General features: G+C 70.4%; 25 protein-coding genes. 15 read left to right on the top strand and 10 right to left on the bottom strand.

Translation table 11 applies throughout. The annotated features are described in order from the left end of the window. The first annotated feature begins 118 nt into the window (after positions 1-118). The 3 genes from J7E87_RS05025 to J7E87_RS05035 all read left to right on the top strand — a co-directional run bounded on the left by J7E87_RS05025 (position 119) and on the right by J7E87_RS05035 (position 1309). Entirely contained in the window at positions 119-310 is a 192-nt protein-coding gene (locus J7E87_RS05025) for a DUF6381 family protein (protein ID WP_215090286.1), read from the top strand. 119 nt (positions 311-429) lie between these two features. Continuing rightward, complete coding sequence (locus J7E87_RS05030; RefSeq protein ID WP_215090288.1) at positions 430-1119, top strand: HemK2/MTQ2 family protein methyltransferase; 690 nt, start codon at positions 430-432, stop codon at positions 1117-1119. Then, the gene (locus J7E87_RS05035) at positions 1100-1309 is read left to right on the top strand and encodes a CDGSH iron-sulfur domain-containing protein (RefSeq protein WP_215090290.1); all 210 of its coding nucleotides are present in this window, start codon (positions 1100-1102) and stop codon (positions 1307-1309) included. Before J7E87_RS05030 ends, J7E87_RS05035 begins: the two co-directional genes overlap by 20 nt. 11 nt (positions 1310-1320) lie before the next feature. Here J7E87_RS05035 and J7E87_RS05040 read toward each other — a convergent pair whose 3' ends face one another. After that, positions 1321-2610: a peptide ligase PGM1-related protein gene (locus tag J7E87_RS05040; RefSeq protein WP_215090292.1), complete on the bottom strand. Its 1290-nt coding sequence runs from the start codon at positions 2608-2610 to the stop codon at positions 1321-1323. A gap of 107 nt (positions 2611-2717) precedes the next feature. On the opposite strand from J7E87_RS05040, the gene J7E87_RS05045 reads away from it, so the two are divergent. Then, positions 2718-3707: an iron-containing redox enzyme family protein gene (locus J7E87_RS05045; RefSeq protein WP_215090294.1), complete on the top strand. Its 990-nt coding sequence runs from the start codon at positions 2718-2720 to the stop codon at positions 3705-3707. A 2-nt stretch (positions 3708-3709) separates the two neighbouring features. Here the strand turns inward: J7E87_RS05045 and J7E87_RS05050 are convergent, their stop codons facing one another. Next, entirely contained in the window at positions 3710-3877 is a 168-nt protein-coding gene (locus J7E87_RS05050) for a hypothetical protein (protein ID WP_215090296.1), read from the bottom strand. Between the two features lie 145 nt (positions 3878-4022). Then, a complete protein-coding gene (locus tag J7E87_RS05055) occupies positions 4023-4970 on the bottom strand; it encodes a nucleoside hydrolase (RefSeq protein ID WP_215090298.1) in 948 nt (315 codons plus the stop codon). Positions 4971-5063: 93 nt separating this feature from the next. On the opposite strand from J7E87_RS05055, the gene J7E87_RS34815 reads away from it, so the two are divergent. After that, a complete protein-coding gene (locus tag J7E87_RS34815) occupies positions 5064-5381 on the top strand; it encodes a hypothetical protein (protein ID WP_251016968.1) in 318 nt (105 codons plus the stop codon). Then, the gene (locus J7E87_RS34820; RefSeq protein ID WP_251016969.1) at positions 5378-5605 is read left to right on the top strand and encodes a hypothetical protein; all 228 of its coding nucleotides are present in this window, start codon (positions 5378-5380) and stop codon (positions 5603-5605) included. Before J7E87_RS34815 ends, J7E87_RS34820 begins: the two co-directional genes overlap by 4 nt. Here the strand turns inward: J7E87_RS34820 and J7E87_RS05065 are convergent. Continuing rightward, positions 5578-5805, bottom strand: coding sequence for a hypothetical protein (locus J7E87_RS05065; RefSeq protein WP_215090479.1), 228 nt, complete (start codon positions 5803-5805; stop codon positions 5578-5580). The two genes, J7E87_RS34820 and J7E87_RS05065, sit on opposite strands and share 28 nt — an antisense overlap. A gap of 189 nt (positions 5806-5994) precedes the next feature. Here J7E87_RS05065 and J7E87_RS05070 point away from each other — a divergent pair, with 189 nt between their 5' ends. Next, positions 5995-7107: an XdhC/CoxI family protein gene (locus tag J7E87_RS05070; protein WP_215090300.1), complete on the top strand. Its 1113-nt coding sequence runs from the start codon at positions 5995-5997 to the stop codon at positions 7105-7107. A 305-nt stretch (positions 7108-7412) separates the two neighbouring features. Here J7E87_RS05070 and J7E87_RS05075 read toward each other — a convergent pair whose 3' ends face one another. The 4 genes from J7E87_RS05075 to J7E87_RS05090 all read right to left on the bottom strand — a co-directional run bounded on the left by J7E87_RS05075 (position 7413) and on the right by J7E87_RS05090 (position 12211). Then, entirely contained in the window at positions 7413-7802 is a 390-nt protein-coding gene (locus tag J7E87_RS05075; protein WP_215090302.1) for a hypothetical protein, read from the bottom strand. 339 nt (positions 7803-8141) lie between these two features. Then, positions 8142-9065: a MurR/RpiR family transcriptional regulator gene (locus tag J7E87_RS05080; RefSeq protein ID WP_215090304.1), complete on the bottom strand. Its 924-nt coding sequence runs from the start codon at positions 9063-9065 to the stop codon at positions 8142-8144. Between the two features lie 49 nt (positions 9066-9114). Continuing rightward, entirely contained in the window at positions 9115-10950 is a 1836-nt protein-coding gene (locus tag J7E87_RS05085) for a glycoside hydrolase family 15 protein (RefSeq protein ID WP_215090306.1), read from the bottom strand. A gap of 223 nt (positions 10951-11173) precedes the next feature. Continuing rightward, positions 11174-12211, bottom strand: coding sequence for an SDR family oxidoreductase (locus tag J7E87_RS05090; protein WP_215090308.1), 1038 nt, complete (start codon positions 12209-12211; stop codon positions 11174-11176). 250 nt (positions 12212-12461) lie between these two features. Between J7E87_RS05090 and J7E87_RS05095 the strand changes: the two genes are divergently transcribed. The 4 genes from J7E87_RS05095 (at position 12462) to J7E87_RS05110 (ending at position 15526) form a co-directional block, all read left to right on the top strand. Further along, a complete protein-coding gene (locus J7E87_RS05095; protein WP_215090310.1) occupies positions 12462-13664 on the top strand; it encodes an alcohol dehydrogenase catalytic domain-containing protein in 1203 nt (400 codons plus the stop codon). A gap of 82 nt (positions 13665-13746) precedes the next feature. Beyond that, positions 13747-14418 (top strand): HAD family hydrolase, encoded by a 672-nt coding sequence (locus J7E87_RS05100; protein WP_215090481.1) that lies wholly within the window; start codon positions 13747-13749, stop codon positions 14416-14418. 106 nt (positions 14419-14524) lie between these two features. Then, complete coding sequence (locus J7E87_RS05105; RefSeq protein WP_215090312.1) at positions 14525-14863, top strand: DUF3140 domain-containing protein; 339 nt, start codon at positions 14525-14527, stop codon at positions 14861-14863. Between the two features lie 15 nt (positions 14864-14878). After that, positions 14879-15526, top strand: coding sequence for an endonuclease (locus J7E87_RS05110; protein WP_215090314.1), 648 nt, complete (start codon positions 14879-14881; stop codon positions 15524-15526). A 66-nt stretch (positions 15527-15592) separates the two neighbouring features. Here J7E87_RS05110 and J7E87_RS05115 read toward each other — a convergent pair whose 3' ends face one another. Then, positions 15593-16012, bottom strand: a complete 420-nt coding sequence (locus tag J7E87_RS05115) for a DoxX family protein (protein ID WP_215090483.1) — start codon at positions 16010-16012, stop codon at positions 15593-15595. A 133-nt stretch (positions 16013-16145) separates the two neighbouring features. On the opposite strand from J7E87_RS05115, the gene J7E87_RS05120 reads away from it, so the two are divergent. After that, a complete protein-coding gene (locus J7E87_RS05120; RefSeq protein ID WP_215090316.1) occupies positions 16146-18728 on the top strand; it encodes a SpoIIE family protein phosphatase in 2583 nt (860 codons plus the stop codon). Next, on the top strand, positions 18725-21148 hold the full coding sequence (locus tag J7E87_RS05125) for a SpoIIE family protein phosphatase (protein WP_215090318.1): 2424 nt from the start codon (positions 18725-18727) through the stop codon (positions 21146-21148). The genes J7E87_RS05120 and J7E87_RS05125 overlap by 4 nt, the downstream gene beginning before the upstream one ends. A 32-nt stretch (positions 21149-21180) precedes the next feature. On the opposite strand, the gene J7E87_RS05130 is transcribed toward J7E87_RS05125, so the two are convergent. Then, entirely contained in the window at positions 21181-22314 is a 1134-nt protein-coding gene (locus J7E87_RS05130; RefSeq protein WP_215090320.1) for a sulfite oxidase, read from the bottom strand. A gap of 160 nt (positions 22315-22474) precedes the next feature. Between J7E87_RS05130 and J7E87_RS05135 the strand changes: the two genes are divergently transcribed. Both J7E87_RS05135 and J7E87_RS05140 read left to right on the top strand, forming a co-directional pair. Continuing rightward, on the top strand, positions 22475-22948 hold the full coding sequence (locus J7E87_RS05135; protein WP_215090322.1) for an SPW repeat protein: 474 nt from the start codon (positions 22475-22477) through the stop codon (positions 22946-22948). Between the two features lie 124 nt (positions 22949-23072). Then, a complete protein-coding gene (locus J7E87_RS05140; protein ID WP_215090324.1) occupies positions 23073-23594 on the top strand; it encodes a sigma factor in 522 nt (173 codons plus the stop codon). Positions 23595-23670 lie beyond the last annotated feature (76 nt).

The raw sequence follows: 23670 nt of genomic DNA on the forward strand, positions 1-23670 counted from the left end.
TCAGCCGCCGGGAAAACGAGGGGGTTGGCATGACACAGGGTGACGGTTCGACATGCGATCGTGGCGGGTCCCTGTTTCGCTGAATCTGCCCGCTCTCCCTACGAACGAGGAGTCACCCATGAGTGTCTCAGGCGAATCCCGCGGCCGAGCGCAGCAGATGCGCGACAAGGCCCAGCAGCTGTCCGAGGCCGCGGAGCGCGCGAGCGACCCGCAGGAGCGACAGAGGCTTCAGGAGAAGGCCCGGCGACTGCAGGAGCAGAGCCGGCAGCAGGACGCGGGCGCCGGCCGGGACGAGTTCCCTCCCGCGTAACTGGTCTGTTCTCCAGATGGCCTGCCCCCATACCGGGGGCAGGCCATCGGAGCGCGGCATTGGTGATGAAATGTTCCTCACCCGTGTGATCTTTCCGGCTCATGGGGCACCCGGGGTCCATGACGACTCTCTCTCGTGACACAGGCGGCGCGGGCGGCCCGCTCATGGTGCCGCCCGGTGTCTACCCGCCGCAGGAAGACACCTTCCTGCTGGCCGAAGCCCTGGACCGGGAACCGCTCAAACCCGGCGCCGACGTACTCGACATCGGGACGGGCGGCGGAGCGCTCGCCCTTGCCGCCGCGCGCCGCGGAGCCCGGGTGACCGCCGTCGACCGGGCATGGACCGCCGTACTGGCCGCCCGGCTCAACGCGGCCCGCGCCCGCCTCACCGTCGAAGTGCTCCACGGTGATCTGCTGGCTCCCGCCGCGGGCCGCCGATTCGACCTCATCGTCACGAACCCGCCCTACGTGCCCGCCCCCGGGAGCCACCCGCCGCGCGGCGGACCGGCACGCGCCTGGGACGCGGGCAGCGACGGCCGCGCCATGGTGGACCGGATCTGCGCCGGTGCCGGAGCCCTGCTGCGGCCGGGCGGAGCGCTGCTGCTGGTGCACTCCGCCGTATGCGGTGCGGAGCTCACGCTTCAGGGCCTCGCGCGAACCGGCCTCGAACCGGCTGTCACAGACCGGCGCTGGATACCGTTCGGGCCCGTCATGCGCTCCCGGGCGACGTGGCTGGAGGACCAGGGGCTGATCGCTCCCGGCCAGGAGAAGGAAGAGCTGGTGATCATCCGTGCCCGCCGACCCCAGTGAAAAGCCGCGTCGCATCACCGTGACGAAGGACGGCCCGGTGCTCGTGGAGGGCCCCGTGGAGGTGCTGCTCGACGACGGGACCAGCGCGACTTCGGACCGCTTCACCGTGGCGCTGTGCACATGCCGGCGCAGCCGGTCGTATCCCTGGTGCGACACCAGCCACCGACGCCGGGACAAGGGTTGTCGCTGAAAAGTCCTTCGCTACGGGAGCAGCAGCTCCATCACCCGTGCCAGCCGCGCCTCGATGTCCGCCGTCCTGCGGTGATCGGCGCCGATCACCGCGTACCGCCAGGACACGCCGTCCGCGGGAACGTCCGCGTAGAGGACCACCCCCTCCTTACGGGCCGTATTCCAGTCCAGCCCTGCTGCCCGCACGAGCTTCACGGCGTCGGCGAATCCGTACGCGGCTCTGGACCGCCGGTTCGCGATCAGCCATGCCGGAGAGCTCAGCCCGGCGGCCCGGCAGAGCCGGCCGACCATGGCGTGCGGGGTGGTGGTGGCCGTCCGGCGGACGTTGCTCTCCGTGGCGTACAGCCTGCCGTCCGAGGCGAGGACCGCGTCAAGACCGTACGGGCCGGCGTACCCCTGCCCGGCCAGGTGACGCCCGAGCGCCAGGCCCCACTGCCCAAGCTCATTCGCGCAGTCCTGCGGCATGTCGGCGAGAGGTGACACGTAGCCGTTGAAGGAGCCGCCGCAGGTGCGCATCTCGCCGCTGAACATCGGCCGGGGACTGCCGGGGCACGCCTCCAGCTGCACGCTGACCGACCGGGCCACGTCGAGACACTGCTCCACCACCCAGTCCCCGTTGACACCGACGAGGCCGGCCGGCCAGTCCCGTTCCCAGGACGCGGCGGCGTGCTCGGCGCGAGAGACGAACCGCACCCCGTGACCACCGGCGGAGCGATCGGGCTTGACCACCACCCGTTCGTGCCGCGCCAGCAGCTCGGCCACCGTCCGCGTCAACCGGTCGCGCCGGCAGACCTGCCCGGACGGCAGACGCATCCCCAGGTCACGGGCGGCCGCACGGAAGCCGGACTTCGTATTGAGCCGGGACGTCACGTCCAGCGCACCCGTACCCACTGCGCCGGGCCCGTACGGGACGACCGGCACCTCCAGCTCCGCGGCGAGTGCGACCGAAGAGACATCCAGTGCAGTGGGCAGCAACCCGGCGCCCGCGCGCTCGGCGATCAGCGCTCGGAGTTCGTCCATGAGCCCGGCCCGGCGTACCGCCTCCGCCATCGGCACACCCGGCGTCGCCGGTACGGTCACCACAGCCACGGAGTCGTACGGCATGCGGAGCAGTTCCCCCGCGTAACGCCGGAAGTCCAGGCTGAGCGGCACGGGGGAGACCAGCACATCACCGGGGCGCGCCAGCCAGATCTTGCGCGGTGCCTGTGCCGCCCACTGCTCCAGCACCTCGTGGGACGCCAGGTCGACGGCCACCTCGGACAGGAAGTTGGCGTAGATGATCCACGGTTTGCGGTGCTCCACGTCTCCCATCCTGTCCCGTCGCGATGCCGTGCGACGGATCGGGCGGGGGAGCCACCTGCGTGGAGCATCCGCCCGATAAAGGGACGATCACGGGGTACTGGGGGGATATGGCTACGGAACAGCTGGGACCTGTGCTGCCGCGGGAGCGTGGTGAACTCTCGGCGGCGGTCATCCGCTACCTCGGTGGAGAGAGCACGCTGCCCGGAAGCCGGGCCGTGCGAAAGGCGGACCCTTACGGAGACGATCTGCAACTCGCTCTCTACGCGAGTTACGAGCTCCACTACCGCGGCTTTGCCGGCGTCGATGCCGCACTCGAATGGGACCCGGCGCTCCTGGGCGTGCGTTCCCTGCTCGAAGGACGGTTTCTGGACGCATTGCGCGCCGACGCGACCCGCCATGAATGCGTGGACGACGCATTGGCGGAGCTTCTGGTGGAGCCGGTGGACGGCACCGGTGTCTCGCACTTCCTCCAGGACGAGGGAGAGCTGTGGCAGGTGCGCGAATACGCGGCGCAACGCTCGCTCTATCACCTCAAGGAGGCCGATCCGCACGCCTGGGTACTGCCGCGGCTGTGGGGGCGCGCCAAGGCGGGCATGGCCGCCGTGGAATTCGACGAATTCGGCGCAGGACGGGCAGAGCGAGTCCACGCCCAACTCTTCGCCGACCTCATGACCGATCTGGGCCTGGAGACGGCATACGGCCACTATCTGAACGCCGGTTCGGCACAGATGCTGGCCACCGTGAACCTCATGTCGCTGTTCGGTCTGCACCGGGCCCTGCGCGGATCACTGGTGGGACACTTCGCCGCCGTGGAAATCACTTCCTCCCCCGGATCGAGGCGGCTGGCCTCGGCCATGAACCGGACCGGGGCCGGGCCCGCCGCGGAGTTCTTCTACAGCGAGCACGTCGAAGCGGACGCGGTGCACGAGCAGGTCGTGCGGCGCGAGGTCATCGCCGGCCTTCTGAAGGAGGAGCCCCACCTGGAGGCCGACGTCGCGTTCGGCATCGACGCGACGGGTCATCTGGAGGAGCGTCTCGCCGACTGTCTCCTCGCCTCCTGGCGTACAGGTGCGTCGTCACTGCGCACCGGGTCGTAGCGCTATCGGTACTCGTCGTCGTGCAGCTCGACGACGAGGGACTGCTCGGCGCGATCGGCTTCATTCGCCGAGTCCATCCCGGAATCGAAGAAGCGACCGTCCTGGTGAGGGGCGATGTCGGCGTCCGGCTCTGCTTCGAACGTCTCAGGGTCGGTGGGGTCGATGAGCATCGGTGTCTCCGCGAAGTGATGTCTCCAGGCGGTGGTTTGTGGCGACCGTACCGGTGCCCCTTCACCGCATGCCGCAGGCGCGCGAGGGATGCGCCGACGCCCCGTCATCCCCCCGCCGACGCGGTTTGACCGGATGTCCGGCCGGTCATGAGCGACCGTGGCCGCCCAGGGTGCGTACTGCCTCGACGATGAGGTCCCAGAAGGCGGCAACGTTCACGTCCATCCCCACCTGCGCGTTCGCCGGGCGGCCGGTGACGCCGTCCAGATCGACCACGGTGGCACCGCGGGTGTGGGTGCCGGTCAGTTCGACCGCGACCGACGCGAAGACCAGGCCGACCAGCTGCGGATCGATGATGTGCGCCACGGTCAGGGGGTCGTGCAGCGGCGGCGCCGTGAAGCCGAAGACTTCCCGGTAGGCGGCGGCGAAGAAGGTCAGCAGCTCGGTGCAGAGCCGGCTGAGCGGGGTGCCGAGCGCGTCGATCCGCGCGATCACATCCGCCGTCGCGAGCACCTGGTGACTGGCGTTCAGCCCCATCATGGTCACCGGCAGACCGCTGGAGAAGACGATGTCGGCGGCCTCCGGGTCACAGACGATGTTGAACTCTGCGGCGGGCGTGGTGTTGCCCCGGCCGGTCGAACCGCCCATCAGCACGATGCGCTCGATCCGCTCGGCCAGCCGGGGATGGCCGAGCAGCAGCGCCGCCACATTGGTCAGCGGTCCGGTCGGCACGAGCGTCACCGGCACAGGGTGCGCGAGCAAGGTGTCCCGGATCAGGGTGACCCCGTCCCGCGGATCCAGCGGCACGGTGGGCTCCCCGAACCCCGGCCCGTCCAGGCCCGACTCGCCATGGATGCCGACGGCCACCGACGCCGTCCCGTGCAGCGGCCGGTCCCGTCCGGCCCCGATCGGCACCCCCTCGATACCGGCGACGGTGCACACCCGCCGGGCGTTCAGCGTGGTCTTCTCCAGTGTCTGGTTGCCGGCGACCGTGGTGATCGCGAGTAGCTCGATCGCCGGATGTGCCGCGGCCAGCATGATGTTGAACGCGTCGTCGTGTCCGGGGTCGCAGTCGAGGATCACAGGGACGGCCATGGGTCTCCTCCTGGTAGTCGGCAACGCTGAGCAGTATGGACGAGTCCGTGAGACAAGAACCCGTTCGGCGGTTGGCGCGCTCGAGCTCCTCGCATGGCGGGTCCGGCCGCGTGGGAGAAGAGGCGGGGCTCACGCCAGACGCCCCCGAGCCCTTACTCACGCCACGTCACCTGGGGCTCGCTGAGGGCGGCCCGGCTCTCCGTCAGGTACCGGAAGCCGTCGGACATCAACCTCACCGAGGGCAGCGGGCGTGCGGCTGTGCAGCAGCAAAAGTTCGACCCGTCGAGGCCGGGCAACGCCCGCAAGCTGGAGGTTGTCGGCGAGCTGACGAAGCTCGCCGACAAGGCGGGCCTGAAGCTCCGCGCCCGGCGATCGCTTTCGTACGGGCGCACCCGGCCGCCACCTCGGTGATCATCGGCTCCCGGACGCCCGCCCAGCTCGAGGACCTGCTGGAAGGCGTGGGCGTCGAGCTGAGCGATGGCGTGCTGGACCGGATCGACGAGATCGTGCCGCGGGGCACGGACCTGAACCGGGACGACTCCTACTGCACACCGCCCGCGCCGGCGACAAGCCCCTGCGCCGCCGCCGCCGAAGCGGGACGGGGTCGTCACGGCATGATCTCCAGCGGGTCGTAGACGTGCGGCCGGTCGCCGACCCACTCGATCCAGGTGGGGTCGTCGAGAAGGTCTGCGGCGTCCGGCAGTCCGGCCTGGCGGAGAAACTCCAGCAGATGCGCATCGGAGTGGGCGAGGCCCATGATCTGGTCCCGGACCGTGACCCGGCGGCCACCGGAGGCGGAGACCCGGTGCACGACGATCGGCGGGTGTCCCGACATGCCTCCAGCGTCCATCCAGATGGGCCCGGAGGCATCCGCGCCGGCACGAACGAGCGTTAGCGCGTCCCAGGGCCGCCACATACAGTTGCAGATACAGGACCATAACGCCGGATTGAACTCATTTGTGCATCCGGGAGGGCAAATGACCTGTATCTCGCTCAAGGTGGACGCGGGGCAGGGGTGCGTCCGATGCGTGAGATTCTCCCGGCGCTGAGCCGCTGGTACGCCTCCGGAAGCCCGTTCGGGCTCGCCACCGTCGTCGCGGTCAGCCGCAGTGCGCCGCGCGGGCCGGGCGCGGCCATGGCCGTGGGCCCCGGCGATCAGGTTGTGGGCAGCGTCTCCGGCGGCTGCGTGGAGGGCGCGGTGTTCGAGCTCGCCAAGGAGGTCGTCGAGACCGGCCGGGCGCAGCTGCAGACCTTCGGCTACAGCGACGAGGACGCGTTTGCGGTCGGGCTCACCTGCGGCGGCGAGATCACGGTCCTCGTGCGCTCCGTCTCGGCCGTGGCCGACGGCTCGTTCGGCGTGGTGGCCGCGTCGGTCGCCGAACACCGCCCGGTCGTGGTGGCGACCGTGATCGACGGCCCCGCCCCGCGCGGCGCCGTACTCGCCGTGTGGCCGGACGCGGTGTCCGGCTCGCTGGGATCGGCCGGCCTCGACGCCGCGGTCACCGCCGACGCGCGCGGGGAGCTGGCGCAGGGCGCTACAGGCCGGCGTCACTACGGCCCGCACGGCGAACGGCGCGAGGACGACGTCACCGTGTTCCTCCAGTCCTTCGCTCCGCCGCCGCGGATGCTGGTGTTCGGCGCGATCGACTTCGCCGCCGCGGTGGCGCGGATCGGCGTGTTCCTCGGCTACCGGGTCACTGTGTGCGACGCGCGCCCGGTCTTCGCCGACCCCCGGCGCTTCCCGGACGGGATCGAGGTGGTGGTCGACTGGCCGCACCGGTATCTGCGGGGCACCGAAGTCGACGACAAGACCGTGATCTGCGTGCTCACCCATGACCCGAAGTTCGACGTCCCGCTGCTCGAAGTGGCCCTGGGCTCCCCGGCCGCGTACATCGGCGTGATGGGCAGCCGCCGTACGCACGAGGACCGCTTGGCGCGACTGCGGGCGAACGGAGTCGACGCAGCCGAGTTGGAGCGGCTGCGTTCGCCCATCGGCCTCGACCTCGGCGCCCGTACGCCCGAGGAGGTGGCGATCTCGATTGCTGCGGAGATCGTCGCGTTGCGCTGGGGCGGCAGTGGCAGCCCGCTGGCACAAACGGCCGGCGCGATCCACCGCGCACGTCCGAAGCCGGTGTGAGGAGAGCGCCATGGAGCTGCGGCACCGGTTCACTCTTCATGGGCAGAGTGAAGGTGAACGTGGGCCCGATCACCGTGACTTACTGCGGCACTGGCCGCACCTGCCGCGCTGACGGTCATCCTGATCCGCAGAAAACGGTGACCAGTCGACTCCCGTTGCCGGGGGTTCTCAGCCCGGAACGGCGGCGCCCCCGTCCGCCATGCTGGACGGGGGCGCCGTTGGCAGCGCCGCGCGCGGCGAACCCCCGTGCCGGGACGCGGGGTTGCGGGGGGTGGTGAGGCAAGGACGGGGAGACTGACGCGCTCCTAGTGCGATCGCCTGCGATGAACATCCGTGCCCGCCCCGAGAGCGTCGGTGATCAGCCGGACCCCGCGGGCCAGGCGGTTGAGCTGCTCCAGCTCGGTGGCGTACAGCCTGATGGTGCTCTCGATGATCGTGTCGGACACTCCCAGGGTGGGCAGCTCCGCCCTGCTCGTCTGGAGCGCGACCCGCACGGCCCGTATCTCGTGCTGAATCTGGAACTGCGCATGGCGGGCGAGAAGGATGTGGTGGCGGGTGAGTGTCGAATAGCCGGCGTAGCGGGCCGGCAGGAGGTCTCGCAGCCAGCGCGCCGCCGTGCGCTCCCAGTCGTGGCTGCCGGGGGCCTTGACCTGACAAGGCCAGTCCGGGCTGAGCGGTGTGTAGATCTGGGACATCCTTGTCCCTTCCAGATGTGATGCGTGCGGGCTCTGACGGTGGAGGTTTCTGGCGGCCCCGGCCCAGGGGTTGACCGGGGCCGCCACGGGTGTCCGCGGGAAGCGGAGCGCCCGGGTGGAACACCATGGGGCGACGCGAGGAGGGAGCGTCGTCCCCGGGTGTTCGGTCATGTGGCCTGCGGAATTTCCTTCAGGAAGGGCCTGAGGCCGGCTTACGGCTTCAGGGCGCTGGTGGTCACCACGTGCAGTAAATATATATACCGTCGAGTAAGCAAGAGTATGAAAAAATTCATGCATGGACTGTGCTGCCGCCGCCGGTCCGATGCGCGCCGGTCCGGGTCAGTCCTCGATGAAGAAGTCGTGCTGTTCCGCGGCCTGCTCGTACCCCTCGAGCCGCACCTGCGTACGCCCCGGATCCGCGTCGGCCATGGCCTGCAGGACGGCTGCGGACAGCACCCCCGGCGCTGCATACGAGTCGAAGACGAGCCGGGATCCGGTGGCCGCCGTCAGCGTCACATCGGCTTCGTCCACCATCGGCCCGAGTGTCAGGTCGGTGATCAGCGCAACACGCAGCCCCGTCCTGCGGGCGGCGCGCATCGCCGCCAGAGTCTCATTCGCGTGCCTCGGCATCGCGAAGGCCAGCACCCATGTCCCGCCCGCCTCCCGCGACTGGAGCAGCGCGTCGTAGGCGACGCTGCCCCCGCGGGTCACCAGGCGCACATCGGGGTGGATGCGCCTCGCCGCGTAGGCGAAATACTCCGCCAGGGACACCGAGATCCGCAGGCCCAGAATCGTCAGCGGCGTCGACCGGGCCAGTTCGCGGCCGACGTCGAGGATCTGGTTGGGGTCGGCGAGCAGGCGTCGCAGGCTCTCCAGGTTCTCGATCTCGGCGTCGACAGCGGCCTGGAGCTCATTGCGGCGGATCTCCTCGCGTGTGTCCGGTGAATGGGCGACCGCGCTGAGGGCGATGGGCTGCAGTGCCTCGCGGAGCGCGGGGAATCCGCTGAAACCCAGGGACGAGGCGAAGCGGGTCACCGACGGCTGGCTCACCCCGACGCGCTCCGCGAGCTCCGTGATCGAGAGGAACGCCGCTTCGGTGAGGTGGTCGACCAGGTACTGGGCGATGCGCCGCTGCGCGGGGGACAGCCGGTGGCCGCCGAACAGTGCGAGGACCCTGTCCGTGGGGGCCGCCTCGGTGTCCGCAGACTGCTGCCCCGGCGTGATCGCAGCCGCCTGTGCGCGTGCCTGCTGCCCTGATGACACCGGTGTGCCTCCTTCTCGTCCCACTCGTGAAACATAGCTCACGAGTGGGCTACGGCTCCCGGGCTTCGGCCTTGTCCAGTGCGTCGTCCAGCGCCATCGCCGCCGTGATGAGTGACAGGTGGGTGAACGCCTGGGGGAAGTTGCCCAGTTGCTCTCCCGTCGGGCCGATCTCCTCGGCGAAGAGGCCCACATGGTTGGCGTAGGTGAGCATTTTCTCGAAGGCGTAGCGTGCCTCGCCGACCCGGTCCGCACGGGCGAGGGCCTGTACGTAGTGGAAGGTGCAAAGGGTGAACGTGCCCTCGGAGCCCCGCAGTCCGTCGGGGGACGCGGACGGGTCGTAGCGGTAGACGAGGCTGTCGGAGACCAGCTCGCGGTCCATGGCGTCGAGAGTGGCGAGCCAGCGCGGGTCCTTCGGCGCGACGAAACCGACGGTGGGCATGAGCAGCAGTGAGGAGTCCAGGACGTCGCTGTCGTAGTGCTGGACGAATGCCCGGTGCTTCTCGCTCCAGCCGCGCTCCATCACCTGAAGGAAGATCGCGTCGCGGGTGGCGGTCCAGCGTTCCAGGTCGGCGGGGCGCGCGTATTCGCGGGCCAGACGGATGCCCCGGGCGAAGGCCACCCAGGACATCAGCCGGCTGTAGGTGAAGTTCTTGCGGCCGCCGCGGGTCTCCCAGATGCCCTCGTCGGGTTGGTCCCAGTTGTCGGCCAGCCAGTCCAGGACGCGGGCGATCGCCTGCCAGCCCTCGAAGCCGCCGCTCTCCGCGATGCCGCCGGATTGCGTCATGGCGAACGCCGCCTCGCCGTAGATGTCGAGCTGGAGCTGATCGGCCGCGCCGTTCCCGATGCGCACCGGGAAGGATTTGCGGTAGCCCTCCAGGTGGTCGAGGATCTCCTCGCCGAGTTTCGGGTCGCCGTCCACCCGGTACATGATCTGCAGCGGCTCGCCGGAGTCGGTCGCGCCGGCGGCCAGCCGCTCGCCGAGCCAGCGGCGGAAGGCGTTCGCCTCATCCGTGAAACCCAGGTCGATCAGCGCCCCCAGGGACAGCGAGGCGTCCCGGATCCAGGTGTAGCGGTAGTCCCAGTTGCGCTCGCCCCCGATCTGCTCGGGCAGTCCGGCGGTGGCGGCGGCGACCGGGGCGCCCGTGGGGGCGTAGGTGAGCAGCTTGAGCGTGATGGCGGAGCGGTTCACGGTCTGCCGCCAGCGGCCGCGGTACCGGGAGGTACGCAGCCACCGGTGCCAGAAGTCCACGGTCGACGCCCAGGCTGTCTCGGCGGCCGCGCGGGTCAGCGGCTCGGGTGGCTCCGCGTCGTTGGCGCAGGTGGTCAGCACGATCGCGGCGGTCTCGCCCGCCCGGAGCGTGACGGCGCCCTGGACGTCGGTGCCGTTGTCGGTCCACAGCGGTGCGCTGCTCTGCAGGTGCAGGTCGATGCCGGGGCCGGTGAACACGGCGCCGTCGCCCGTCTCGGCCATCTTGAGCGTGTGCGTGGCGCGGCCGTAGTCGAAGCGGGGGCTGCAATCCACGGTGAAGCTCATGCTGCCGCGTACGACGCGCATCACCCGGAACATCCGGTGCCGGTCCGTCGCGGTTTCGGGGGAGTGAAGAGGCATGAGGTCCACGACCTCGCCCACCCCCGCGGCGGTGAGGAAGCGGGTGACGAGCACCGCGGTGTCGGGGAGGTAGAGCTGGGTGACGCGGACGTCCGGGGCGTCGGCTGCGATCCTGAAACTTCCGCCGCGCTCCTGGTCGAGGAGGGCGGCGAAGATGCTGGGCGAGTCGAATCGCGGGGCGCAGAACCAGTCGACCGCTCCGTCGGACGCCACCAGGGCGACTGTCTGCAGGTCCCCGATCATTCCGTGGTCCGCGATGGGCGGGTATTGGGGCATCACGGTTCTCCTTCGTCAGGAGCAGCCGGTGGTCCCGCCTGCGTCAGTACGCCCTGGACAAGGACCATCCTGCGATGGCCGGGCTGACACCGCACGTCAACGAGTCCGAGGTTGCGGCCGGCTCGACACCGTTCACGCGCACGTCGGCGGGTTCGGACCGAGTCGCTGGGATCGACCCCCTGCCGAGGGTCAGGGGGGGCGAGTGATCTTCGAGGGGTCCCGCTCAGTGCGCCTTGTGGCCCGCGAGCGGAGCTGTGGGTTCGCCGCTGCCCTGGCGGACTCCGCGCAGGAATTCCTGGATCGCCTCGAGCGAGGTGTGTGACGGCCTCCAGCCCAGCTCGTCATGCGCGCGAGAGGAGTCGAGGAGGGGCAGCCGCAGCACCGCGTCGAACAGGTGCGGGGACGCCGGGGCCACATGCAGTCCCCAGGCGGCGGCCAGCACTGCCCGTACCGCCTGCCGCGGCACTGGCACCACGCGTGCGTCGAGGAGTTCGCCCAGCGACCGGGCGTCGACCACCGGTTCGGCGGCCAGATTGAACGCTCCGCGCACATCGCGCAGCACCGCCAGGCGGTAGGCCTCGGCGGCGTCATCGGTGTGCAGTGCCTGGAAGCGCAGGCCCTTCAAGTCCGGTACGTACGGCAGCAGTTCGGGCCGCAGCAGTGGCCCGGGCAGGAAACGGCCGGCGAAGATGCGGCGTTGTTCGCTCGCCGCGCCTTCCTTGAACAGGAAGCAGGGTCGCATCCGTACGACGCGCACCTGGGGATGGTCCCGCTCGTAGGTGTCCAGAACTCGTTCGAGGTAGGCCTTCTCGCGGCAGTACGCGGCGTCCGGCCAGCCATGGGTGGGCCACGACTCGTCGACGCCGGGGCCCTCCTTCGGCCCCGGTGAGTACGCGCCGACCGATGATGCGTGGATCAGCGTCGGCACACCGGCGGACGCGACCGCGTTGAACACCTCGAGCGAGCCGAGGACGTTGGTCTCCCAGGTGATGCCCGGGTCGTGGGTCGGCTGGAACCGCCAGGCGAGATGAATGACCGCGTCCGCCCCGGCGAAGTGCGGCCAGAGCAGCCGACTGTCCTCCAGCCGGGCGAGATCCACGGCGGCCCACTCGGTCTTCGGGACACTCAGCTCGGGGATCCTGCGGGCGAGGCCCAGAACGGAGCCGATCTGCGGATGATCCGCGAGGGCCCGCACCACGCTGGTGCCGACATTGCCGGTGGCTCCGGTGACCACCACTCGCAGTCCTGTGGTCGGGTTCATGGCGTACTCCATGACCTTGGTCCAGTGCTACGTCCAGTGCTACGGGGTTCCGGGTTTCCACATCCGCCCGGATGAAACGGCGACCCGCACGTCGTCGTGCCGGGCGGCCCACGTGTTCATGCGTCCACTGTCCACGTCCCCACCTGTCACCACCTCCCCACCTCTCCACCTTCCCACCTGTCCACGTGTAACGAGACACCCGCGGGGGACCCGGAGTGCGTCGGAACCATCACCGTGACAGGAGGAAGGCATGCGCGCGCTGACATGGCAGGGAAAGCGGGATGTGCGGGTGGAGACCGTGCCCGACCCTCACATCAAGGATCCCGAGGACATCGTCGTGCGGGTCACATCCACCGGCATCTGCGGGTCGGACCTGCATCTGTACGAGGTGTTGGGCCCGTATATGGACCCCGGAGACATCCTCGGGCACGAACCGATGGGCGTCGTCGAGGAGACCGGTCCCGAGGTGACCTCTCTCGCTCCCGGCGACCGGGTCGTCATCCCCTTCAACATTTCGTGCGGGCACTGCTTCATGTGCGAGCAGGGGCTGCACTCGCAGTGCGAGACCACGCAGGTCCGTGAGCGGGGCACAGGGGCCGCTCTGTTCGGCTACAGCAAGCTGTACGGCCAGGTGCCGGGCGGGCAGGCCGAGTACATGAGGGTGCCCTTCGGCAACAGCCTTCCGATCAAGGTGCCGCACGGGCCTGTCGACGAGCGTTTCGTGTATCTGTCCGACGTGCTGCCGACCGCGTGGCAGGCCGTCGAGTACGCCGCCATCCCGCCGGGCGGGTCTGTCACCGTGCTGGGTCTCGGACCGGTCGGTGAGATGGCCGCCCGCGTCGCCCTGCACCGCGGCGCCGGACTGGTCCTGGGCGTCGACCTGGTGCCGACCCGGCTGGCCAGGGCCGCGCACCACGGGGTCACGGTGATGGACCTGCGCAGGTATGGCAAGGGGCTCGGCGACGCCATCCGCGACCTGACGGACGGACGGGGGACCGACGCCGTGATCGACGCCGTCGGGATGGAGGCGCACGGCGCGCCCGTCGTGAAGGCGGCCCAGTGGATCACCGGCCTGCTGCCCGACCCCGTCGCCGAACGGGTGATGGAACACGCCGGAGTGGACCGCCTGAACGCGCTCTACACGGCGATCGACGTCGTACGGCGCGGCGGCACGATTTCGCTGGCCGGTGTGTACGGCGGCGCGGTCGACCCGCTGCCGCTGCTGACCCTCTTCGACAAGCAGATCCAGCTCCGGATGGGCCAGGCCAACGTCAAGCGCTGGGTGGACGACATCCTGCCGCTGCTCGACGACGATGACGTGCTCGGCGTGGAGGGCTTCGCGACGCACAGGATGCCGCTGGAGGAAGGACCGAAGGCGTACGAGATGTTCCAGGAGAAGCGGGACGGCATGATCAAGACTCTGCTGAAGCCATGGGCGGCGCAGACGGTGTGATGGCGGGAGAGTGGGCAGGCGACAGTGGGCAGGCAGAGCACTGTCGCACGGGGACACCGGGCGCACGGAGAGCGAGGACGACATGGCGCGCGCGGCACTGTTCGACGTCGACGGAACCCTCGTCGACACGAACCATCTGCATGTGACGACCTGGTGGGAGGCGTTCCGCCAGGCCGGACACCGGGTATCGACCCACGCCATCCACCGGGCGATCGGCCTCGGTTCCGACGATCTGATCGCGCATCTGCTCGGCGACGGCAGGGACCGCGACCAGGACGCGCGGATCAGCGCCGGGCACAAGGCTCTCTACGGCACGTACGCCGAGCGCCTGGCGCCGTTGGACGGGGCACGCGATCTGCTGCACACCCTGGCGAACCGCGGCTGGCGGATCGTCCTCGCCACCTCCGCCGGAGGGCGCGAACTGGCCGCTCTGCGACGCGCCATCGACGCGGACGATGTCATCGCGGGAACGGCGAGCGCGGACGACGTGGCCGAGGGAAAACCGGCGCCCGATCCGGTGCTTCGCGCCCTGGAGCTTGCCGGAGCCCCGGCGGATGAAGCGGTGTTCGTCGGCGACACGGTGTGGGACATGGAGGCGGCGGCGAAGGCGGGCGTCCGCGCCGTGGCCCTGCTGTCGGGAGGAATCGCGCGCGCCGACCTGGAGGGCGCCGGCGCGGCAGCTGTCTACCGTGACCCCGCGGATCTGCTCTCTCACCTCGACAGCAGCCTGCTCGCCCAGCTGGAACGCACCTGACCCCCGCGGCCGGCGAGGCCGCCGTCCGCAGAAACCGCCGTCCAACGAAACCGCCGTCCGCAGAAACCCGCCGTCCAAGAGGCGGCGCAAGCTCCCGGGAGGACCCATGGCCGACATCGACACCCTTGAACTCGACGCGCTCTGGGCGGAGTTCCATCGTGTGGTCAATATGACTTCGCAGGAGCTGAGTGCCTGGCTGACGGCGTACGACGCGGACAAGAGCGCGGAGCCGCCGCCGGAACACGCCGGCAGCCCCATCGGGCTGCTTGTGCTCGGCATTTTGCAAAAGCGCCGCGCCGACCTCACGAATGACGACATCAGCGTCATGTACGACGTCGTGGACACCGTCGGCGCCCAACAGCATGACGATCCCCGAGACAGCGATCCGGCCCTGCGCAACCGCCTGATGTCGATCGGGCACGACCCGCTCAAACCCCCTGCGTAGAAGGGAGGTTGTGCCATGCCGCAGGCACGGCACCAGGAGAAGGTCCGCCGGCTGCTCGACTCCTACGGCCGTACGTACGCCGAGGAAGCGGGCATCCGGCTGCGGAACACCCCGCAGCCGCTCTACCGGCTGCTGGTGCTCGCCGTACTGCTGAGCGCCCGCATCCGCAGCGGCATCGCCCTCGCCGCCGCCCGCGCGCTCTACGACGCCGGGCTGGGCGACCCGAAGCGGATGGCGGCGGCCACCTGGCAGAGCCGGGTCGACGCGCTGGGGCGAGGGGGCTACCGCCGCTACGACGAGCGCACCTCGACCCAGCTCGGTGACGGGGCCGAGCTGCTGATCAGCACCTACGGAGGCGATCTGCGCCGCCTGCGGGAAGAGGCCGACGGGGATGCCGGCGCCCTGCGCCGCCTGCTGCGGAAGTTCCCCGGCCTCGGCCCGGCCGGCGCGGACATCTTCCTGCGCGAGGTGCAGGGAGTCTGGCCCGAGGTGGCCCCGTATCTGGACGGCAAGGCCCTCGAAGGCGCGCGCCGCCTCGGGCTGCCGGACGAGCCCGGGAAGCTCGCTCGACTCGCGGGGGACGCCGATCCGGCCGTGTTCGCCGCGGCCCTGGTTCGCCTGGCCCTGGAGAAGAAAACTCCAGGTCAGGGCGTCACCGGCTGACCGATGGGGCTGATGGCGATGGCTCAGCGGGATGCCGATGGCGATGGCCCAGCCGATGCCGATCGCTCAGCTGATGTGGAAGAGCGGACCCGTGAGAGTGAGCCCCAGATCGTGGCCCGCGTACGAGAAGAAGGCCATCAGCATCAGCGCCGCACCGGCCAGCGAGAGGTCCTTGAAGAAGGTGATCATCTCCACCGTCTTGGTCTGTTCGTCGGTCTCCTTCCAGAAGGCGTGCATCAGGAACGCCGTCGGGACCAGGAAGACGACCAGCAGCAGCGCACCCAGGTCCGCCCAGACCCCGAACGCCACCATCAGCCCGCCGGCGAGGAGAAGGAGTCCGCTGCCCGCGGTCGCCGCAGCCGGGGCCGGGATGCCGCGGGAGGCGGCGTATCCGGCCATGGCCTTCGTCTTGGTGAGGTGGCCAACCGCCGAGTTGAGGAACAGGACGCAGAAGAGAATGCGACCGATGAGCACGAGGACATCCACTGTTACCTCCAGGCTCACGCAGGAAATTTGAAGGGAAAACTTCCTGTGTGTGATTTTACCCGCCCTATGGGGCGAAATGTTCTATTCGGTGAACCGGTGAATCGGTGGCCAACAGAGCGGACGGGGCATTGAGATGCGCCGGACTGCCGCCGGGGAGCATGCTGGCTGTGTGAACTGGTACGGGGCGGCCGGGCACGCACCGCTGAGTGAGAGTGGGCCGCCGCCCGGGAAGCCGAACACCACCGGCCGGCTTCCGGACGAACTGGCCCTGGTGCTCGCGCAGGCCGCCGTCAGCGGGATCGAATCGGTCGGCGGGTACGCAGGCGGCGTCTATCTGCGCTCCCGGAGGCAAGGGCTGCTCCGCCTCGCCGTGCTCGCCGGGTTGCCGTCCACGCTCTTCCGCCCCTGGTGGCGCATGCATGTGAACCGGCCGTTCCCGGTGGCCGAGGCCCATCGATCGGGCCAGGCCGTCCATCTCTCCGACGCCGAGGAAGCCATGCGCCGCTTCCCGCAGCTGATGGCGGGCCTGCCGTACCCCTTCGGCTCCCTGTACGCGCCGGTCTTCAGCGGCCGCGAGAAGTACGGGGTGCTGTTTGTGCTGCGCCGGGCCACCCCCGGAGAGCCGGTCAGCCAGAGCGACCGCCGCCGGCTGATGACCGACGCGAGGCGGCTCGGCGGCGCCCTCGCGGAGCTGAGCGCTGCCGGTGGGCCCGTCGAGTGGGACGGTGAGCCGGTCTCTGTCCAGTTGCCAGCGGTCACCACGCCCCCGGTGCGGATCGGTCACTTCGACTGGGACCTCGAGAGTGGCGCCGTATCCGCCGACGACGAGCTGTGCGCCATCCTGGGCTGCGATCCCGCGGCCTTCCCCGGCACCATCGACGCTCTCGCGGCGCGGCTGGCGCCGGAGGACGTGTACGGACTCTGGGCGATCGCCAGACAGGCGGTGGTCTCGGGCCGGCGCGTGTCGCGCAGGATGCGGCTGCAAGGCCCCGACGGCCGACCGCACCTGCTCGAACTCTCGGGCCGTGCGCTCCCGCCGGACGGCGGCTCCGGCAGTCACCTGGCCGGCTTCCTTGTGGACCTCGGCGTCGGGCCCATCACCGGCGAAGCCACCGACCGGCTCCCGCGATGCATCTTCTCGCTCGACCGCCTCGGCCGGATCACCTACCTCAACCACGGCGCGGAGACGCTGCTCGGCTGCTCACGGTCCGAGCTGGCGGGGCGCGTCCTCTGGGAGGCACTGCCGTGGTTCGGGCACCCCGGCTACGAGGACCATTTCCGGGCCGCACTGCTCTCCCACGACCCTGTCCACTTCATGGCCCAGAGCGCGTTCAAGGAGTGGAAGTCCGTCTCCCTCTACCCCGGCCACGACGGGATGACGCTCACTCTCGCCGAGGCGGAGAAGCCCGCGTACTCGCCCCGGTCCGTCGTCCAGCCGGGCGTGGGACTCGGCTCCCCGGCCGACCGCGCCGCGGCGCTGTACCGCCCGGTCGCCCTGGCCATCGCGCTCACCGAGGCCGTCACCGCCCGCCAGGTCTCCGCCGTGGTCACGGAGGAGCTGCTGCCCGCCTTCGGCGGCCGACAGCTGGCGATCTACCTCCTGAACGAGCGACATCTCTACCTCGCCTGGGAGACCGGTTTCCCGCAGGGCTTCCTCGACCGCTTCGACGGCGTCGGCCTCGACGCCCGGCTGCCCGGCGTGGAGACCCTCACCTCCGGCCGTCCCATTTTCTTCGAGTCCATGGAACGCCTGGCCGCCGCCTACCCAGGCATCCCCATGGACGCCAACGTCGGCGCCAGGGCCTTCCTTCCGCTGATCGCCTCCGGGCGTCCCGTCGGCTCCTGCATCCTCGGCTTCGACAAGCCGCGCGGCTTCAGCCCCGAAGAGCGCACGGTCCTCACCGCGCTGGCCGGACTCATCGCGCAGGCCCTCCAGCGAGCCCAGCGCTACGACACCGAGGCCGCCCTCGCCCGTGGCCTGCAGGACGCCCTGCTGCCGCACCGGCTGCCCGTGGTCGAAGGCGTCGACACCGTCGCGCGATACCTCCCCGGCACTCAGGGCATGGACGTCGGAGGCGACTGGTACGACGTCGCGGAGACCGAGCGGGGGCTGGCGCTGGTCATCGGCGACGTACAGGGACACGGCGTCTCCGCCGCCGCCACCATGGGCCAGCTGCGAAGCGCCGTACGTGCCTTCGCCCTCAGCGGCCACGATCCGCAGGAGGTGATGACCGGCACCAATGGGCTGCTCATCGACCTCGATCCCGGCCAGTTCGCCAGCTGCTGCTACATCGTCCTTGACCCGGCATCCGGCCTGGCCCAGGCGGTACGGGCCGGGCATCCGCAGCCCCTGCTGCGGCACGTCGACGGTGGCACCGAGGTCCTGGACCTCCGCGGCGGCGTCGTGCTCGGCGTCGACGTCGACGCCGTGTACCCCGTCACCGAACTGCGGCTCGCGCGGGGCGAGGTCCTGGCGCTGTACACCGACGGGCTGGTGGAGCAGCCGGGAAGCGATATCGACCTCGGCATCGACCAACTGTGCAACACACTCGCCGAAACCGGCTCGTCCTCTCTCGCCGAGACGGCGGACCGGCTCATCCGCGAGGCCCGGCACGCCACGGACCGGCCCGACGACATCGCACTGCTGCTCGCCGCCCGCCGGGCCGAGGTATCGACGACGCATGAGCGCGGGGCCGGAGCGAGGCGGGTGCCATGAGCACGCTGAACGCGGCCGAGAGTCGTGGCTACCGCGGCCCCCTCGATGTCACGAGAGCAGCCACGGCAGTGCTGGACGCCCACGGCAACGTCGTCGGGTGGAGTCCCACGGCCCAGTCGCTGCTGGGCTACCCGCCGCATGAAGTGCTCGGGCATCCGATCGGCGCCCTGGTGGCGGACACAGCGGGCGGGCATCGCACCGGGGCGGACCTTCCGGGCGCCCCGTTCTCCCGCCGGCAGGTGCTGCCCATACGGCACCGGGACGGCCATACCCTGCGCGTGGCCACCGCGGTGCTTCCGCTGTCCCACACGGGAGGCGGGCCCGCCCGGCTGCTGAGCCTGGCCGAGGCGGACGAGACGGAAGAGTGGGAGGCCCTGCAGGCGATGCTCCGCGGCCTGGCGACGCAGTCACCGGTCGGCCTGGCCATCTACGACACACGGCTAAGGGTGGTCTGGACGAACTTCGCCCTGCTCCAGGAGATGGGCACCACGCAGTACGAGGGCATGGGCCCGGACGACATGGTGACCCACGGCGAGGTCCTCTCCTCGCAGTATCCGGCGACGCTGGAGGAGATGATGCGCCACGTGCTCGCCACCGGCGAACCCGTCATCGAACTCCACTACCGCGGCCGCCCTCCCGTGGACCCGGACCACGACCACGTCTGGTCGTGCTCCTACTACCGGCTGCAGGACGCCGGCTCCTCCTCGTTGGGCGTGTGCGAGGAGACGGTGGACATCACCGCCCGCTATCTCGCGCAGCAGCGACTGGACCTTCTGGTCCGGGCGGGCGGACAGATGGGCACCACCTTGGACATGGCCCGCACGGCGCAGGAGCTCTCCGCCGTCATCGTTCCGCAGTTCGCCGACGCGATCACGGTCGACCTCCTGGAGGACGTCCTGTGCGGCGATCAGCCCGCGCCGGGCAGCGAGCCGACGAGACGCGTGGTCCGCGTGTGGGGAGGGCCGGAACAGGAGGCGCAGGGTGCGGACGAAGCCGGTCCCGCCGAGCGGATCGACTTCCCGCCCGACTCGCCCCAGGCCCGCAGCCTCGTCTCGGGACGGTCCGTACTGGAACGCCGGGTGCTCACCCACGGTGCCGCCGGGCGACCGCCCCCGAGTTCGCGCCTGGTCGTGCCCCTGCGCGCGGAGGGCGCCACGCTGGGAGTGGTCACCTTCGAGCGGGACAGTCACCCCGACCCGTTCGACACCGGTGAGCTGGCGGTCGCCGACGAGCTGGTCGCCAGGGCCGCCATGTGCATCGACAACGCCCGCCGCTACACCCGTGAGCACGCCGCCGCCCTCATGCTTCAGCGCAGTCTGCTTCCGCAGACTCTGCCGCGGCTCACCGCGCTCGAGATGGCGTACCGCTATCTGCCCGCGGACAGCAAGGCCGGAGTCGGCGGCGACTGGTTCGATGTCATCCCCCTGCCGGGCGCGCGGGTCGGTCTGGTCGTCGGCGATGTGGTCGGCCACGGTCTGCGCGCCGCGGCCACCATGGGCCGGCTGCGCACGAGCGTACGTGTGCTCGCCCGGCTCGACCTCGCGCCCGAGGAGCTCCTCACGCGCCTGGACGACATGATCAGCCAGAACGCCGAGGAGCATGCCGCCGCCGTCTTCGAGAGCGACAACGCGTCGGACTACGACGGATTCGGCGTGACGTGCATGTACGCCGTGTATGACCCGGTGTCAGGCTTCTGCACAATGGCGCGCGCCGGCCACATCCTGCCCGCCGTCGTCGACCCGGCAACCGGCTCGGTCGCTTTCCCCGACCTGCCCGCGGGCCCGCCCCTCGGCCTCGGAGGCCTGCCCTTCGAGAGCGCCGAACTGAAACTGCCCGAAGGCAGCCTCGTCGCCCTGTTCACCGATGGCCTCGTCCGGGGCCGGGGCCGGGACGTCGACGCTGAATTCGACCGGATCCGCGCCGTCCTCACCAAGCACCTGCGCCCGCTCGAGGAACTGTGCGACGAGGCGGTGGGGCCGTTGCTGCCCGGCTCCGTCGAGGACGACGTCGCGCTGCTGCTCGTACGCACGCGCACGCTGGACCGCCACCAGGTGGCCGCATGGGAGCTGGAGGCCGATCCGGAGGAGGTCGCCCGGGCCCGGGCGATGGTCGCCGGGAAGGTAGGGGAGTGGGGCCTGGACGACGAGGTCGTGTTCACCACCGAGCTGGTGGTCAGCGAACTCGTCACCAACGCCGTGCGGTACGCGGCCGGCCCGATTCAGCTGCGTATCATCCGCGACCAGACGCTGATCTGTGAGGTCTCCGACAACGGACACACCTCGCCCCATCTGCGCCACGCCGGCAGCGACGACGAAGGCGGCCGGGGTCTCTTCCTCATCGCGCAGATGACCCTGCGGTGGGGCTCACGGCACACACTCGACGGCAAGACGATCTGGGCCGAGCAGGCGCTGCCGCAGTAAGACCTGCGCAGTGAGACCTCCTCCGTGACGGCCTAAGCCGTGAAGGCCTGGCCGTTCTCCAGACACAGTACGGAGATCCGCTGGACCAGGTTGTTGGCGAAGCCGCCGCGGTTCCACGGCTGGCTGAGGGGCTGAGTGCGGCCATCGGCGTCGGTGGCGCGGACGCTGAGCACATGGCTGCCCGGCGCGGCGGCCCAGGAGGACTGCCAGCGCCGCCAGGCCCACCGGTGCCCGTCCGCCGGGGCGAGTTCGGCCTCGCTCCAGGAGCCGCCGCCGTCGGTGCTCACCTCCACCTTCGTCACCGGGGCGTGCCCGGACCAGGCCCGGCCCTCCAGCGGCACCTCACCGGGGCGTACGACACGGGCCCGGGACATGAAGTCGGGGAACCCGGGCGGGATCATCAGGGCTCGTGGCGCGATCCGGGTGACCGGCTCCCCGGGATCGTCGGCCCCTTGCCGGTAGCGGTAGGCCACCGCCTGCTGGAAGCCTGTGAACGGGGTGTCGGTGAGGGCGATGTCGCGCAGCCACTTCACCTGTGCCATGCCGTACCAGCCGGGGACGACGAGCCGCAGCGGACTGCCGTGCTGCGGCGGCAGGGGCCCCCAGTTCATCGCGTACGCCACCAGCACCTCCGGATCGTCGCCCATGGCCACGGGCAACGGCAGGCTGCGCCGGTAGTCCTGCTCGATTCCGCGCTCGACGCCATGATCGGCTCCGGTGAATACGGCCTCGACGGCTTCCGCGGCCACCCCGGCCTCGGCGAGCAGCGTGCGCAGCGGCACCCCCGTCCAATCGGCGGTTCCGACCGCCTCGACCAGCCAGGGCTGGCTCACCGGGCGCGGCGAGAGCCGGGCCCGGCCGTTGCCCGCGCACTCCATCGTCACGCGCCGGGTGACCGCCGGGAGGGACCGCAGCGTCGGCATGTCCAGTGTCAGCGCATTGCGCACCCGGCCGCTGACGGTCAGCTCCCAACTGTCGGCGTCGGTCGCGGGGATGTCGTAGTGGACCAGGACGTAGTGCAGTCCGGCCGGGGTCAGGTCGTAGCGCATGGCCTCCAGCGGCAGCCCGTGATTGCGGGCCGCGAGGGCCAGTTCGTCCAGGCCGATGGCCTCATCGGGTGCCGCGACGCGCCCTGGTGCGCTGATGTCACCGATGCGTCCGCCCATGACCCCATGGTGCTCTCCTCGCCAGGTCCGGGCACCCGCGGAGCGGCCGCCCAAAAACGGCCGGAGGTGGTTGGGCACCAGCTGTTGACTGGCAGGCCCGGGAAAGCGTTATATCGGAGTTAAAGGGCAGATAAAGGCTTCTGAATGGAGGCGGCCCGCAATGACCACCCATCCGAGCATCGAGCAACACCCCGATCTGGCCGAGATGCGTGCCCGGTTCGAACGGGCGACCGCTACCCCCCGTGCCCAGGCGATCGAGACAGCAGCCCTGCTGACGGGCCTGTACCTGGCCGCATCGCCGTGGATAGTCGGGTTCAACGGCCTCACCACGCTGGCCGTGTGCAACCTGATCACCGGTGCCGCCTATGTCCTGTGCATGGGCGGGTTCGGCTCGGCATACGAGCGGACACACGCCATGGCCTGGTGCGCGATCGCCATCGGAGTATGGACGATCATCTCTCCGTGGGTCGTCGTCGGTAACGTCGACATCACTCGGACCATCGTCAACAACGTCATCGTCGGCGTCGTGGCCCTGCTGCTCGGTCTGGCCATGGCCGCCATGGACGTCAGCGCACCCCGTCGCGTCCGAGTCCGCGCAGGGGGGCGCCGCGAGGGCGTCGACCCGATGCGCTGACGCGCCCGCACGGAAGGCACTGATCACCCCGCACGGAAGGCACCGATCACATCGACTCGTTCCGGATCACCGGCTGAGTGGCGGTGGGGTGCGGATACCGCGCCCCACCGTGATGATGGTCGCGATGGACGACGTGGACGTGCTCCCGGAGCCGGAACTGCCGGTCGCGGCCCGCCAGGGTGACCCGGCGGCCTTCGAGGAGCTGGTCGCCGGCCACCGGCGCGAGTTGTACGCCCACCGCTACCGGATGCCGGACTCGGTGCAGGATGCCGAGGACGGGCTGCAGGAGTCGCTGCTCGCGGCCTGGCGGGGCCTGTCCGGCTTCGAGCGCCGCAGTTCACTGCGTGGCCGGCTCTACCGCGTCGGCACCAACGCCTGCGTGCGGCCCGCCGCCCGGCGGATTTCCGGACGACGAGCCGGCGGCCGAACCCGGCGACGTGGACCCCGAGTTGCGCTACCTGCGGCGGGAGAGCGTGGAGCGCGCATTCGTGGCGGCCCCGCAGCATCTCGGGCCGGTCGTCGTCGGCGACGGGACGCCGGCCTTCGGCGCCGGACCGGTGCGGCGCTCCGGCTGCTGTCCACGCACTCCTTGGACTGCACCGACAACACCCTCGTCCGTTACGCGCCCGGCGACCGGGATTCGTAGCCGGTTTTCCCGCAGTGGACGGGGTACGGAGGGATCATCGTGATGCCGGGCTTCGCACGACCGGCCGACCTCGACG

It is taken from the genome of Streptomyces sp. ISL-1 (assembly GCF_018614585.1).
GTDB classification, from domain to species: domain Bacteria; phylum Actinomycetota; class Actinomycetes; order Streptomycetales; family Streptomycetaceae; genus Streptomyces; species Streptomyces maoxianensis.